This window comes from Nitrospira sp. BLG_1 (genome assembly GCF_047338595.1).
Classification (GTDB): domain Bacteria; phylum Nitrospirota; class Nitrospiria; order Nitrospirales; family Nitrospiraceae; genus Nitrospira_D.
On the sequence record NZ_JBLFBO010000001.1, the window covers coordinates 298999 to 314057 of the forward strand.

Consider the following 15059-nt stretch of genomic DNA (forward strand, 5'->3'; position numbering starts at 1 on the left):
TGTCATGACAGCAACAGAACTCATCGAATTCTGGATCGCTCGCCTTGAAGCCGAGCAAGCACGTCTGATTGAAACAGGACAGGATGCTCCGGCCATGGCATCACAGGGCCGACTCGTCAGGACGACCGGCGGGCTGCATCTGTATGAATTTATCGTGCCCGGTGAGGTCAGGCTGCCGATCGACCTTCCGGTTTCCCTTGTCCCTGCCGATGATACGGATACGACGGAGGGAATCATACTGCGGCAAACAGGGCAGTCGCTTCTGGTGCAACTGGTCGATCACCTCGGAAGGGAAGTCCCTTCTAGCACCCTAGTTCCCGACCATGCCGGCCTCGTTGGGACGGCAGCGGCCCGCCTGAAAGAGATTCTGGCAAAGCCTGATCTGTACCACCTTGGGCCGACCGAGCGGTTGGCGGCGCTTCTCCAGATGCCAATTGGGGAAGTAGAAACGTTCTCCGCCAATTCCTCCGTCTTCACAACACTGTGGTCCGATGACCGAGCACTCCGTCGACAAAGGCTTGGGAGCCTGGCGATGGACCTGGTTCGCGCCAACAAGCGTATCCTGTTGCTGAGTCCCAGCCATGACGACAGTGATGAGCTGGTCGGGATGGTGGGGCGGACCATGAAGGCGGGCGGATTGAACCCCAAAACGTGGGTGACGCGATATGAACTCCCCTTGGTATCGCACGCCGCCGGTCTTGATCTTCATGAGCTGAGTTTTGAAGCTCAGATGCATCAATTCTATGCCAAATCACAGGGCGACAAAGCTACGTTGAAACAGAAGTACGACCGGTTCCGAGAGTTGACTCCGTTTCTGGCCCAAAAGGATGCGAAACAAAAAGATTTGGACGAAGTCCGCCTCCTGGAGTGGCGTTTGGTGACGCAGTTCCGAGAGCTTCAAGTCAAGCTGGCTGGCGTCGAAACCACGCTCAAAGAGTTTGAGAGCCTTCCGCTGTTCCAACGTCTTGCGATGCAGACCGTTGGGAAAAATGTGGAGTCGCTCAAGCAGTATCGTGCGCTGTATCAGAGTCACATGGATCGCCTGGACAGCGAGATCGATGTGGCCAAAGCCAGGATTCAGCAACTTGTTCCGGAAGCGGCGGTGCCTCGAGGACAGCGTGCAGAGTGTGAGGAACTCAAGGAGCATCTCGCGAAACTCGGTGGTACCAAGAAAGTTCGAGAACTCCTCGCAGCTGAGGAGAATCCGAATCGCCAGGCTTTTGTCCAGAATAGACGTCTGGTTGTCGCCACCCCCACGCGAGTCGCGACCGACCCGTTGTTCAGCCGCGTGCGGTTCGATGTGCTCATGGTCGATGATGCTCCCAAGATCCCCGCGCCCTCACTGTTGGCTGCAGCTAGCCTCGTGCGTGAACGCATTGTTGTCAGCGGCGATCCACGGGACGTCGCTGCAGTCGGGCAATGGGTGATGCCCCAGAAGGGGACTCGGACTGCTTCGGAAACTGCTCCAGTTCCGCTTGCTTGACGTGGGTGAGGAGAATTCAGGATAATCCCCCCTTCTTGCGGGATGGTATGCAAGGGGAGTTCAGACATGGCTGTCAGTAAGCCGCAAGGGTCACATCAGTAGCCTCTAGAGCCGAAGTGGTGGAATGGCAGACACGCCAGCCTCAGGAGCTGGTGCTCGCAAGGGCGTCCGGGTTCAACTCCCGGCTTCGGCACCACAACACCTCACCCTCTCCTAATCAAGAGAGTTTATCGTTTCCTTTTTTTAGAACCGGTGAACACCCCCTTCTGACGTTTGGCTGTGCCGAATGGTTACGTCACTGTAAAGTGGACACGCAGGTAACCACCTTATGAGGAACCGTTGATCGTGGTCTCACCCGGGGTTTACCGTCACTATAAAGGTCAGCAGTATGAAGTCTTGGGGGTTTCTCGACATTCAGAAACGGAGGAGGTGTTTGTTGTGTATCGGGCCTTGTATGGCGATCGAGGCCTCTGGATTAGACCCCTTGCCATGTTTACTGAGAGCGTCGAGAAGGAAGGCATATCTGTTCCGCGCTTTTCACGAATCGATGAGAAAATAGGAGAAGCCGAGACCTGAGGGCGGATGGGGTGGTCGAAGACGCCTCGTCACTCACCCAGCGATATCCTTTCAAGGTCCGTCATGATGGAATCTGTTCCGCGTGATGTCTTTGCGGACTCATAGACCGCCACTTCCTATAACGTTCCACGTATCATCCTCAGACCTCAAAATGGTATTTTGGTGACAGGTCGGTCAGGTTCGACAACAATGAACTGTCTCTTGAGGGATCCACTTGCGGAGCATATGAAGGCTGAAGAAGCCGCTATCAGGTTACCTCTGACAAATCGGTCGGCTTCACGATAGATGATCAGGCTGAAAGGTAGGGGTGTAATGAGACGACTTGTGCTCGCGGGAGTCTTGATCCTCAGCACTATGGCGATCGCAATGGCTGTGGAACCGCTGACTGGGGACCCAAAGAAAGTAGTCCCTCAGAGATCGATTCCGCTGGCTGGGGAAGAACCCTACGAGGCGTTAAAGCGGGGCGACTATCGAGGCGCTGCGGGACTCTTCTCTCCACGGGCGGAAAAAGGCGATGTGCGGGCGCAGTACAATCTCGGACTGCTGTATGCCAGCGGAATGGGCGTGATGCAAGACTACCAGACGGCCTTGAAATGGCATCGCATGGCGGCGGGGCAAGGCCACGCCGGGGCGCAAAATGAACTCGCTCAGATGTATGCGAAGGGGCAAGGGGTGCAGCAGGATCAAGTACGGGCCTATGTCTGGTACAGCGTCGCGGGAGAGTCGTCGACCGGTGGGTCAAAAACGGAGATCATCAAGGACCGGGACCATATGGCGATGCGTATGACGCCAGATCAGATTCAGAAAGCCGAAGGGCTGACCAAGCAGTGCCTCGAATCGCAGCTTAAGAAGTGCGGTGAGAAATAGAACCTTCCCCATCATTATCTGACGCCACACCACTTCGAGTTTAAAGCCTTTCGTAGTTCGTTTCTTCATGTATCTCTAGCCAGCTCCATTGGATCTTGTCTCGTTCATGATATTTCCTAGCCTGTTGCCGTCCTCCTTGACCATCACAGCGTGATTGTTACGCGGCGCGGAGTTCGTTGATTGCTCGTAAGGTCGTGTCTATTTCTTCTGCTGAGTTGATGAGACTTGGTGCAAGCCTGGCGTATTTCGTGGCGTAGGGTGTCACGCTGGCGACGATGTTACGTTGCCGGAGCTTCTCGACGACCTGACGGGGCGCCAGGCCGGCCACTTCAAAACAGACGATCCCAGCAGACAAATCTTGAGTCATTGGCGTGTGGAGAGTCACGTGGGGCATAGCTGCCAAGCCCTGCTTCAGCTGTTGATTCAATTCGTAGATACGCTGGGTCACTTTGGATTTCCCGATTGTTTTATGAAACAGGAAGGCTTCATCCAGTGCCCAGCGATGTTCGAAGGAATGGAACCCGCCGGGGGTCATATGAACGGATGGCGGAAGATCCTTTGAGGATCTATTCTCCATCCAGAGGTCATAGGCTTGACTGCCAAATGTTGGGATCGTTGCCCTGGCGATCGGCCAGGCCTTCGGATGGCCCCAGACGAGCCCGGTGCCGCGTGGGCCGAACATCCACTTGTGGGTTCCGGCAATGAGAAAATCACAGACGAGTTCATCCACACGGAAGTCTTCAACCCCTAAGGCGTGAACTCCGTCCACGCAGAAGATGATCCGGTCCCGTTCATCCCGTGAACGATTGATGGTCTGGATCGCCTGCGCCATTTCATGAATCGGCAGTTTGAGGCCCGTGCTGGAATGCACCCAGGTGACGGCCAGAATGCGCGTCATCGGGGTGATGCCTTTGCGCAGCGATTCGACGATTTCATCGCGTGACACGGTCTTGAGTGATCGATAGAGGTGAATCGGTCGTACCATGGCGCCTGTCCGTTCAGCGCGAAGGCGTAGCGCCGTTTCCGTCGAATAGTGGTCGTGGGTCGTTGTCAGAATTTCTTGCTCGTTGCCAAGCTTGAGGCCACCATAGAGAAGCCCTAGTCCCATCGTCGTGCTGTCAGTCAACGCGATATCGGTGGGGCTGGCTCCCAGATACTCGGCTGCCGCCAGGAGGACTTTCGCCTCCTGTTTCTCTTCATGTTCAAACCAATAGCCGATTGGGTCGGCATCTAGGCCGGCTCGATGTCGGTCGATGGCATCTCGCACCGGGGTGGGATGGGAGGCAAGGAAGAACGCGGCCAAGTGGATAAGCTGTGGAGAGAGGGGAAACTGGGTTCGTAGATTCTCCCAGTTTGTGAAGCGGTATGGCAAGGGTTGCTGATTGGCCATGGTGCGAGAGGCTGCACTAGCCAGCACCGCTGCGCTCAAGGCCAAGCCTGTTCGAACCAAAAAGCCTCGACGTCCAATGTCGCTCATAGGATGCCCTCCTCAGAGATGGATCCTCTGTACTCTACTGCTTGTTTGGAAAATGAGGCAAGGAGAGGCATAAACGAAGTCCCTGGCTGGTTTACCAGCCAGGGTTCGGACCTAGTACAGGAGGTCCTGCTAGTTCTGATACGTCTCTATCGGCGGACAACTACAGACGAGATGGCGGTCGCCGTAAGCCTCGTCGATGCGGCTGACACTCGGCCAGAACTTGCTGTGCTTGACCCAGGAGGCAGGGAACGCCGCTTGCTCGCGGCTATAGGGTCGGTTCCATTCCGTGGCGGTCACGACAGCGGCGGTATGAGGTGCGTTCTTCAGGATATTGTTAGTTCGCGGTTGGCGCCCGTCGACGATCTCCTGAATCTCGGCGCGGATTAAAATGAGTGCTTCGCAGAGCCGATCGAGTTCCTGCTTTGATTCGCTTTCAGTCGGTTCGACCATAAGTGTGCCGGCTACGGGGAATGACACGGTCGGTGCATGGAAACCGTAGTCCATCAGTCGTTTGGCGACATCCATCGCCTCGACACTGGCGCTCTCCTTGAATTCACGCAGATCCAAAATGAACTCATGCGCCACCAATCCTGACTCTCCGCGGTATAGGATGGAGTAGTGTTTTTCCAGGCGTTTGGCCATATAGTTCGCATTGAGAATGGCGACCTGTGTTGCCTTGGTCAGGCCTTCGCGTCCCATCATGGCGATATACGTCCAGGAGATTGGAAGAATCCCTGGACTGCCGAACGGGGCTGCCGACACGGGACCAATGGTTTGCGGGCCACCAAGCTTGACCACGGGGTGCCCTGGTAAAAATGGTACCAGGTGCCGTGCGACGCCGATGGGTCCCACGCCAGGCCCTCCGCCGCCATGGGGAATACAAAACGTTTTGTGGAGATTGAGGTGGCAGACATCGGCTCCAATATCACCCAGACGGCAGAGGCCGACCATGGCATTCATATTGGCTCCGTCGATATAGACCTGGCCCCCGTGGGTGTGGACGATTTGGCAAATGCGCCGCACGCTGGCTTCAAACACGCCGTGGGTGGAGGGATAGGTCAACATCAGTGCTGCCAATCGGTCTCGGTGTTGAGCCGCTTTGGTTTCCAGGTCAGCGATATCCACATTGCCATTGCGATCGCACGCGACGACGACCACGGTCATGCCGACCATGGCCGCGGTGGCTGGATTTGTCCCGTGGGCTGAGACAGGGATCAAACAGACATCCCGGTGTCCCTCACCTTTTGACCGATGAAAGGCCCGGATCACCATCAAGCCGGAGTATTCGCCCTGTGAGCCCGCATTCGGTTGAAGCGAAAAGGCCGAAAATCCTGCGATCTCGGCCAACCAGCTTTCCAATTGGCGAAACAGGGTGTGGTAGCCACGGGTTTGATCAGCGGGAGCAAATGGATGGAGCCGCGCAAACTCCGGCCAGGTCACCGGCAGCATTTCTGATGTCGCATTGAGCTTCATTGTGCAGGAACCCAGCGGGATCATTGAGTGCACGAGTGAGAGGTCGCGCGCCTGGAGTCGATAGAGGTAGCGGAGCATTTCGTGTTCAGAGTGATAGCGGTGGAATACCTCATGTGTGAGATACGGACTGCTTCTCGTCAATGGAGCGGGGTATTCCAGATCAACAGAGGATGCAAGGTCCGAGAGGCGGAACGGCAATTGGTCATGGCCGACGAAGATCTGTAGGAGGCGATGCACCTCCTGCTCGGAACTGACTTCGTCGAGCGACAGGCCGATGGAGCCGTCCTCGTACTGTCGGAAATTGATTCCGTGTGTCTCCGCCCTCGCAACGATCTGCTCGGCTTGAGACTTGGAAACTGGGAGTCGAATCGTATCGAAAAAGGCCTTGGGCAACACCTCGAATCCAAGGCGACGCAGGCCTTCCGCGAGCAACAACGTCAGGCCATGGACCCGTTCCGCGATGCGACGCAACCCATCCGGCCCATGGTAGACCGCGAACATGGCTGCCATCACCGCCAGCAAGACCTGAGCGGTGCAGATGTTACTCGTGGCCTTTTCCCGTCTGATGTGTTGCTCGCGTGTTTGAAGGGAAAGCCGGATGGCCGGCTTGCCGCTGACATCTTTTGAGACGCCGACGAGTCGACCAGGCATCTGCCGCTTGAACTCTTCTTTGGTCGCCAGGAACGCGGCATGGGGTCCCCCGAAGCCGATGGGGACGCCGAACCGTTGAGTCGAGCCGACAGCAATATCGGCGCCGAATTCTCCGGGTGAGCGGAGTATCGTGAGTGCGAGGAGATCAGTGGATACGACGACCAGAACTCCAGCCTCATGAGCCTGGGTCACCAACGCACTGAAATCACCTACATACCCGTCCGTGGCAGGGTACTGCAGGAGGATGCCACACAGCTCTGGACGGGCACAATCAGCGGCCGATGGGACGCCCGTCTTGAGGACGATGCCCAGGGGTTCAGCCCTTGTCCGTAGCACCGCGAGAGTTTGTGGATGGCAGTCGTGTGAGGCGAAGAACTCATGGCGTTCCTGACCGTCATGGCGGGCGATCGCGTAGCACATGGCCATCGCTTCAGCGGCCGCCGTTGCTTCATCCAACAGGGACGCATTGGCCAGCGGAAGACCGGTCAGATCCCCGACCATGGTCTGAAAAGTGACGAGCGCCTCCAATCGACCTTGTGAGATTTCAGCTTGGTACGGAGTGTACTGCGTATACCACGCCGGATTCTCGAGAATGTTCCGTTGAATCACCCCAGGTGTGACACAGTCGTAGTATCCCATGCCAATCAGCGACCGATAGGTCTTGTTCTGGGCTGCGATTGCCTGGAGTCGCGTGAGAACGGCTTGCTCACCCTCACCGTTGGGAATGTCCAGGGCTTGCCGAAGACGGATATCAGGTGGAACGGTCGTATCGACTAATGTATCAAGCGACCGGTGGCCTAAAGTAGCCAGCATCTCTTGAATATCTGCATCGGTAGGACCAAGGTGCCGATGTACAAAGTCATCCGTCGGTTGAAGCCATGTCGGACTGTTCATGAAGTCATCCATCCTCTGTTCGGTTTTTGAGACCGCCACGAGTGCACGACGCACCCTTCGCCGCGTTGACCGCGCAGCCTACCATGGGATCGTCACATTTCCAAGCGACCTGAGCCGCTCCCTTATGGGGAAAGTTCATGGCGACGAGGAGCACTGCGCGACCACATGTGAGGTCCATGTTCAGCTTCAGGAACTATTTGGTTCATTCTACAGACAGATGAATGTGCATGGCCTCGCTCTTTCGTTGCTTTTTCAAGAATTCACGCTATGGTGAGGTGATCAATCGAGTTCGGAGCGTTGACCATGACCGCCACAAGTCGAAGCTCCAGTCAGGATTCTGGAAAGCCATCCACTGATCGTTCCTTTAAGGGAACAGCCCTCATGATCACACTGGCTCTTGGCCTCTTGGCCATAGGCGGATACGTGATCTTCAACGGCCCAGGGCTACCGACCACGTTCTTGGCACCCCATAGTCAACGAACTGCATCGCTGACAGAGCATCAGTCGAACTCCAGGCCGGGAGATATGCGCCTCACTCGTGAAGGAATCGATCGGCTTCTCGGAGTTCTCGACGAGGCCGTCCGGAGAAAAGATGTCGAGGGCGTCCTCCGTCATATTTCGTATGACGCAACGATCACCATCCATCTGAAGCAAGGTCCGCAACAGCAAACAGCCTTGCTGACCAGGGACGACTATCGCAAGACGCTAGCCATGGCGTTCGCCTTCCCAAGCGACCACGACTTCACGCGTACGAATACGTCGGTCTCCTTGGCTGCGGATGAACGAAGTGCCAAGGTGTCCTTCAAGTCCATTGAGACCCTCAGACCGGCCAATCACGAATTCAAGGCAGAAGGCGAAGAGACTCTAGTGTTTACGATCCGCGACGGGAAACCCATGATTACCTCCGTGGAACAGACCTTCCCCGGCGACTCCACCTAGCCCGCATCACTCACGAGCGCTTTTACTGCAACCACCGATACGCCGCTGCGACAAGCCTGGCTGCGGTTGCGCTGCAGCCAGGTGGGCAGGCTCGTCCCTTGTGACCTCGACATACTGTTTCAAGTATGTCGAGGTCCCTCGGCGCTCCGCGTACCCGTCTCGCATAGCGTCTTGTTGGTTTCATGACAAACCGTCATGAATAGTGTGGGCTAGCTGTGCTGCCCCCCGGCTCTGTGAGGCAAAACCCAGTCGTCTCTGTCCTCTCGCTCGTGTCGAGCTGGTTGAGGCAGGTGAACCCGGCTTTCCTCCGGCTTTCTCGAGCTCCAAGATTCATGGTGCGTCGTTTGGTATAATCAGCTCCCTGATCAATCTTTGTAGGAGTGGGTATGCGGGTGCTTGTCCTCGAAGACGAAACCAAAGTCGGTTGCTTCATCAAGCGGGCATTGGAAGAAGAAAGCTACGCCGTCGATCTCTGTGAAGACGGAGCGAAGGGGCTGGAGATGGCATTGGCGACCGACTATGATCTCCTGGTTGTTGATGTCATGTTGCCGGGCATGTCCGGGTTGGATGTGCTCAAGAATATTCGTCGTGAACGGATCCAAACGCCGGTGCTGATTCTGTCTGCTCAATCGCAGATCGATCAGAGGGTCAAAGGGCTGGATGCCGGTGCCGATGACTATCTCACGAAACCTTTTGCCATTGATGAGCTGCTGGCACGAGTTCGTGCCTTACTGCGCCGTGGCGCAACGGAAAGCCCGGGAGTGCTCCAGGTCGACGACTTGTTGCTCAATCCGGCGACGCGTGAGGTGACACGAGGCGGGCAACGCATCGATCTGACGCTGAAAGAGTATGCCTTGCTGGAATATCTGATGCGTCATACCGGTCGGGTTCTCACCCGACCGATGATCTCTGAGCACGTCTGGAATCAAGACTTCGATACGTTTACGAATGTCATCGACGTCTATGTGAACTATCTCCGAAACAAGATCGACCGAGGTCGGACGAAGAAATTGATCCATACCATCCGGGGAAGCGGATATATGCTGAAGGCCGACTAGCAGGGTGCGGAGATATGTGGCCCCAGCCCACATCGCGACTCCAGAGGTTCGACACCGGTACCAAGACTGCACCGCGAATCTTGTTCGCGTTCATTGGTCAGGAGGTAGCTGATGCCGCTACGTGTCCGGTTGACCCTCTGGTATGGGACCGTGCTTGCCCTGGTCCTGATCGTGTTCTCCGTGGTTCTCTATGCTATCACGGCAAGAAATCTCCGCGACACCGTTGATGAATCGTTGGAGGACACGGCCACGACGGCCGTACGCTTGCTCGAAACGAACGGATTTCTTCCTCTGATCGATGAAGAGGTCCTGCTCTCTCAGTTTCCGGAGTTGACACGAATCGATAAGTTCTTCCAGATCTTCAGCCCTTCCGGCACCATCACGATTCGCTCCCCGAACATCAAACAACACGAGGTTCCACTGAGCCGGACGGCCCTTGACGCCGCGTTTGCCGGGCAGAGTATTTATGAGTCGGCCAAGTATCCCAAGGAGCCTCCCTTGCGGTTGATTTCCATGCCGATCATGTATCGAGGCAATCTACTGTACATCGTGCAGGTCGGGACCTCGATGGAGTCAGTCGGAGAGACGCTCCATCGATTCCTCGTCCTGGTGCTGGTGGCGATCCCTATTGCGTTGGCCGTGTCGCTCGCTGGGGGCTGGTTCCTGGCTGGGCGGGCCCTCCGCCCGGTCGATAGGATTACGCTGGCTGCACAGCGGATTGCCGCAGGAGATCTCAGTCAGCGACTCAGTATGCCTGGGGCTCATGATGAGATCGGGCGTCTTGCGGCCACCTTCAACAACATGATCGGCCGGTTGGATGCTTCGTTCCGACAAATCCGTCAATTTACCAGCGACGCGTCGCACGAGTTGAGAACGCCCCTGACCGTGATGAAGGGCGAAACAGATCTGGTGCTCAGGAAATCTCGCCCGCTCGAGGATTACAAGGCGGTGCTGGAGAGCAATCTCGAAGAGATTGATCGGATGACCCGCATCGTGGATGAACTGTTGTTCCTCTCCCGTGCCGATATGGGGGAGGTGAAGGTCGAGTCCATGCCGGTGGCCCTGCAGTCGTTAGTGGAAGACGTCCATCGTCAGGCGAAGCTTCTGGGACATGATCGGAATATCGAAGTGGTGCTTGGAACGGTCATGCCGGTCATTGTTCAAGGGGACGACCTACGGCTTCGAGAATTGCTGCTGAATCTCGTGGAGAACGCGATGAAGTATTCGAACTCCGGCGGCAAGGTTGAAATCTCGTTGTTGAAAGACGGACAAGAAGCCCGGCTTTCCATCACTGATCATGGAATTGGCATCGCCGAGGCTGATCACAAAAAGATCTTCCAACGCTTCTTCCGTACGGATGTGGCTCGTGCCCATACCAAGAAGGGAACCGGACTTGGCCTTGCTATCTGCGCCTGGATCGCAGACCTTCATCAGGGACGGGTTGAGGTCAAGAGTGCGCTTGGCCAGGGATCGACCTTTACGGTTGTGCTGCCGCTTTCGACTTTGCCAGCTTAGCCACGTTTAATCCTCGATTAATCTCCTTCTCATCACCGGTTGGTAGTTCTAGTACTCCATCTTGAACAACAGGCTGCGCGGGATCAGTTCGGAGAGCCTTGAGCACGTGATCCTTAGCGTGATGAAGGAGGGAATCATGCCATCATATCTCCGTCGTACCGTCAGTTCTATTCTTGGAATTGGCCTTGTGAGCGGAGCATTATTCTGGGCCGTCCACTCACTCACCCCGTCCGATGCATCCACGGCTCTATCACAGGGTGCCGCAGCTGGATCCAGTGCGTCACCGGCGCCAGGCTTTACAGACGTGGCCAAGCGAGTTACTCCGGCGGTCGTGAACATTACGACCGTCATGACGGAGCATGTGGCGGACGGTTCCCCTGTCCCTGACGAGTTCCGAGAGGGACTGGAGGAATTCTTTGGGAAACCATTCGGACCTCGTGGTCGGCGACCTGGTGACCCATTTGACCACCGCGCGCCTCGGAGAGGGCAAGGATCTGGTGTGATCATTTCGCCGGATGGCTATATCGTGACCAATAATCATGTGATCGCCCAGGCCCGCGAGGTGAGCGTCACACTTCCTGACAAGCGTGAATTTCGAGGCAAGATCATCGGAGTGGATCCGAAGAGTGACCTCGCCGTAATCAAGATCAACGCCGGCCATCTTCCAACCGTGACCTGGGGTGATGCGTCAAGTCTGCAGGTCGGTGAGTATGTTTTGGCGGTCGGCAACCCCTTTGGCTTCAATTCCACCGTGACACTTGGGATCGTGAGTGCGGTGGGTCGTGGCCAAATGGGCATCACCCAGTACGAGGATTTTATTCAGACGGATGCTGCCATTAATCCAGGCAACTCAGGCGGTGCACTGGTAAATACGAAAGGGGAGCTGGTGGGCATCAACACGGCGATCTTTTCCCAGACGGGAGGGTATCAGGGTGTCGGGTTTGCCGTATCGACCACGATGGCGAAACCGATTTATGAGAGTCTGATAAGGTCCGGGAAGGTTGTGCGGGGATATCTCGGGATTGGGCTTCAGGGATTGAACCAGGATCTCGCCACGGCATTCGGCCTCAAGGATGCGAAAGGCGCGTTGATCAGTGATGTGAAAGCAGGGAGTCCGGCAGAGCAGGCTGGTCTCAAGCAGGGGGATGTGATCGTCAGCTATCAAGGTACTTCCGTAGAAGATGGTGTCGCGTTACAACGACTTGTCACGCGGACCACCGTTGGTGCCAGAGTGACGCTCACCGTCATTCGTGATGGACATGAACATGAGGTGACCGTCAGGGTCGGTGAGCAGCCGGACGACTCCAAAGTTGCGAAGGTGCAACACGGAGATGTAGGCGATGCGCTGTCGGGCCTTGTGGTTGAGGAGTTAGATCAAGATCGGGCAAGACAGCTTGGATTGCAAGGAACGCAGGGTGTTGTGGTGACAAGGGTTGATCCAGACAGCGGTGCCGAGAGGGCCGGTCTTTCTGCGGGCGACGTGATCCAAGAAATGAATCGGCGACCGATCAAGTCTGTCAAAGATTTTGAAATGGCTTCCGCAGATTTCAAGAAAGGAGCCAGCGTCCTGATTCTGATCAATCGGCGGGGGAATTCATTGTTCGTATCCGTCAAAGTGTAGAATTATGCTGCATTCGAAGGTAGGGGGAGGAGGCAAGATCATGTTCCCCCTACCTGTGGCTTCGTTTCAAAATCTTTTAATCGAAGACCACGGTTTTTCTCCCGTACACCAGGACTCGGCGCTCAATGTGGCGACGAACAGCTCTTGCCAGCACGACTTCCTCAAGATCTCGCCCTTTCCGAACAAGATCCTCCACCGTATCCCGATGTCCCACGCGAATCACGTCTTGTTCGATGATCGGTCCTTCGTCCAGGTCTTGGGTCGCGTAATGGGCGGTCGCTCCAATGATCTTCACGCCGCGGTCGTACGCCTGTCGGTATGGATTGGCTCCGATAAAGGCCGGAAGAAAGGAATGGTGGATGTTGATGACGGGGCAGCCGACTTGAGCTAAAAAGTCAGCGCTGAGAATCTGCATATAGCGAGCCATAACCACGAGCTCGATGTGATGTTCCTTCAGCAGGCCTACGACCTGTTGTTCTTGTTGAGGTTTGGTTTCCTTCGTGACGGGATAGACGGCGAACGGAATCTTGAAGAGTTCTGCCCAGTTAGCGCAGGTGTCATGGTTCGAAATGATGATGGGAATGTCGATGTGCAGCTCGTCTCGACGGTGCCGTTGGAGAAGGTCGGCCAGACAGTGATCTTGTTTCGAGACCAGGAGACCGACACGAGGCCGCTGGGTGGACGAATACACTTCGTAGTGCATCTCGTACACTTTCGCGATCGGCTCAAAGGCGGCCGGAATATCGCCGGGGGACAGCTGAAGTCCATCCGTGGTAAATTCCATTCTCATGAGAAACGCGTTTGTTTCTTCGTCGGTATGGTGGTCGGAGTCGAGAATATTGCCGCCGAAATCGTGAATGAACCCTGACACACGTGCGACAATGCCTTTGCGGTCCTTGCAACGAATCAGGAGAACGATCGAGTCTTTTTTCTGTGCAGTCATGGGTGTGTACTCCTTCTGGAGTCGTGACGATCAGAGTACGAGAGGGGTCGCTAGGTGCTGCACTCAGTGAGCCGTCGAGGTGACGATGTGTCCGACGAGGTCGAATCCCGCCGCGTCGGTAATCTCGACTCTATAGAAGTCACCAGGTGCCGGATCTGCCACCTTAGACCCAGCATCGGCTGAGTCCTCGTCGACATAGACGACGCCGTCGATTTCAGGTGCGAGCCCTTCGTGACGCCCTTCGAGGACGCCCTGCGTCTCTTCGGATCGCCCGTCAATCAGGACATCAAGAATTGAGCCGATCTTCGCCGTCCCCTTCGACGCGGCAATCGTTTCCTGGATAGAAAGGATTGCATTGCGGCGGTCATCCATCACGTCCCGCTCGACTTTGTCGTCTAACTGAGCTGCCGGAGTGCCGTCCTCATCCGAGTATACAAACACCGCAACTCGGTCGAACTCCGCCTGTTCCACATAGTCCCGCAGCTCGGTAAAGGCGGCATCGGTCTCTCCTGGGAAGCCGACGATGAAGGCCGTCCTGAAAGTGACCCCGTGAATGCGTGTGCGGATGCGATCCACGAGACTCTCGATGGCGGCTCGAGTACCCAGTCGATGCATACGGGTGAGCATCCGGTCATTGATATGCTGGAGCGGCATATCGATATACTTAACGATCTTTTCTTCCCCTGCATATAGATCAAGGAGATCATCGGTGACCTGTTGAGGATAGAGGTAAAACGGCCGGATCCAGCGCAGGCCATCCACCTTGACCAATTCACGAAGAAGCGACAGGAGCCCTTGGCGAAGGCCAAGGTCGACACCATAGTTGATGGTGTCTTGCGAGATCAGGTTGATCTCTTTCACTCCTTCCGCAGCGAGCCGGCGAGCTTCGGCCACGATAGAGTCTACCGGTCGACTGCGCTGTTTCCCGCGCATCAACGGAATCGCGCAGAATGTACAATTGCGATTGCAGCCTTCGGCGATTTTCACATAGGCACTGTGTTGCGCACCGAGTCTCAACCGAGGGGCTAGCTCATCGTAGAGATAGGGAGGCTGACTGATCCAGAGGCGGCGTTGTCGCTTCTTGGGCGCTAATAGCCCTCGACAGATCTCGGCAATCTTTCCGAATTCTCCGGTCCCTACGACACCATCCAATTCCGGCAACTCTTTCAGCAGGTCTCCTTGATAGCGCTGAGCCAGACAACCGGCGGCGATCAGAACGCGGCAAGTTCCTGTTTTCTTCAGATGGCCGTGTTCAAGGATCGTGTTGATCGATTCCTGTTTTGCCTCCTCGATGAAGCCGCACGTATTGACGATCACCACTTCAGCCTGTGTTGGATCGCCAGTGAGTTCAAACCCTTCCGTGACCAATGTCCCGAGCATAATCTCTGAATCGACCTGGTTCTTCGAGCAGCCCAGGTTGACGAAACCGATGGTCGTTGCCGATTGATTGACTCGAGTGGCCTTGGTGGAACGCGCACGCGTTGGAACAATCAAGGGTTGTGACATGGCAGGCAGTCTACGGGAGGGTTAAAAAGGCTGTCAATGAGCCTCTTGCGGAAGGT

General features: G+C 56.0%; 11 protein-coding genes and 1 tRNA gene. 8 read left to right on the forward strand and 4 right to left on the reverse strand.

What is annotated here, in order from left to right; all coding sequences use genetic code 11:
- The first annotated feature begins 4 nt into the window (after positions 1 to 4).
- The 4 genes from ACMTNU_RS01475 (at position 5) to ACMTNU_RS01490 (ending at position 2926) form a co-directional block, all read left to right on the forward strand.
- Positions 5 to 1483, forward strand: coding sequence for an AAA domain-containing protein (locus ACMTNU_RS01475; protein WP_413933426.1), 1479 nt, complete (start codon positions 5 to 7; stop codon positions 1481 to 1483).
- Positions 1484 to 1593: 110 nt separating this feature from the next.
- A tRNA-Leu gene (locus tag ACMTNU_RS01480) sits at positions 1594 to 1679 on the forward strand.
- A gap of 149 nt (positions 1680 to 1828) precedes the next feature.
- Positions 1829 to 2059 (forward strand): DUF1653 domain-containing protein, encoded by a 231-nt coding sequence (locus ACMTNU_RS01485; RefSeq protein ID WP_413933427.1) that lies wholly within the window; start codon positions 1829 to 1831, stop codon positions 2057 to 2059.
- Between the two features lie 312 nt (positions 2060 to 2371).
- Positions 2372 to 2926, forward strand: a complete 555-nt coding sequence (locus ACMTNU_RS01490) for a tetratricopeptide repeat protein (RefSeq protein WP_413933428.1) — start codon at positions 2372 to 2374, stop codon at positions 2924 to 2926.
- A 157-nt stretch (positions 2927 to 3083) separates the two neighbouring features.
- On the opposite strand, the gene ACMTNU_RS01495 is transcribed toward ACMTNU_RS01490, so the two are convergent.
- Positions 3084 to 4403, reverse strand: coding sequence for an aminotransferase class V-fold PLP-dependent enzyme (locus ACMTNU_RS01495; protein WP_413933429.1), 1320 nt, complete (start codon positions 4401 to 4403; stop codon positions 3084 to 3086).
- Between the two features lie 129 nt (positions 4404 to 4532).
- A complete protein-coding gene (gene gcvP, locus ACMTNU_RS01500; RefSeq protein ID WP_413933430.1) occupies positions 4533 to 7421 on the reverse strand; it encodes an aminomethyl-transferring glycine dehydrogenase in 2889 nt (962 codons plus the stop codon).
- Positions 7422 to 7802: 381 nt separating this feature from the next.
- Between gcvP and ACMTNU_RS01505 the strand changes: the two genes are divergently transcribed.
- The 4 genes from ACMTNU_RS01505 (at position 7803) to ACMTNU_RS01520 (ending at position 12554) form a co-directional block, all read left to right on the forward strand.
- Positions 7803 to 8360 carry a hypothetical protein gene (locus ACMTNU_RS01505; RefSeq protein WP_413933431.1) on the forward strand — a complete coding sequence of 186 codons (558 nt, stop codon included), beginning with the start codon at positions 7803 to 7805 and terminating at the stop codon, positions 8358 to 8360.
- Positions 8361 to 8746: 386 nt separating this feature from the next.
- Complete coding sequence (locus tag ACMTNU_RS01510) at positions 8747 to 9418, forward strand: response regulator transcription factor (RefSeq protein ID WP_413933432.1); 672 nt, start codon at positions 8747 to 8749, stop codon at positions 9416 to 9418.
- A gap of 111 nt (positions 9419 to 9529) precedes the next feature.
- On the forward strand, positions 9530 to 10933 hold the full coding sequence (locus ACMTNU_RS01515) for a sensor histidine kinase (RefSeq protein ID WP_413933433.1): 1404 nt from the start codon (positions 9530 to 9532) through the stop codon (positions 10931 to 10933).
- Between the two features lie 136 nt (positions 10934 to 11069).
- On the forward strand, positions 11070 to 12554 hold the full coding sequence (locus ACMTNU_RS01520; RefSeq protein ID WP_413933434.1) for a DegQ family serine endoprotease: 1485 nt from the start codon (positions 11070 to 11072) through the stop codon (positions 12552 to 12554).
- 76 nt (positions 12555 to 12630) lie between these two features.
- Here ACMTNU_RS01520 and purU read toward each other — a convergent pair whose 3' ends face one another.
- The gene (purU, locus tag ACMTNU_RS01525) at positions 12631 to 13497 is read right to left on the reverse strand and encodes a formyltetrahydrofolate deformylase (protein ID WP_413933435.1); all 867 of its coding nucleotides are present in this window, start codon (positions 13495 to 13497) and stop codon (positions 12631 to 12633) included.
- A 63-nt stretch (positions 13498 to 13560) separates the two neighbouring features.
- Complete coding sequence (rimO, locus tag ACMTNU_RS01530; RefSeq protein ID WP_413933436.1) at positions 13561 to 15003, reverse strand: 30S ribosomal protein S12 methylthiotransferase RimO; 1443 nt, start codon at positions 15001 to 15003, stop codon at positions 13561 to 13563.
- Between the last annotated feature and the right edge of the window lie 56 nt (positions 15004 to 15059).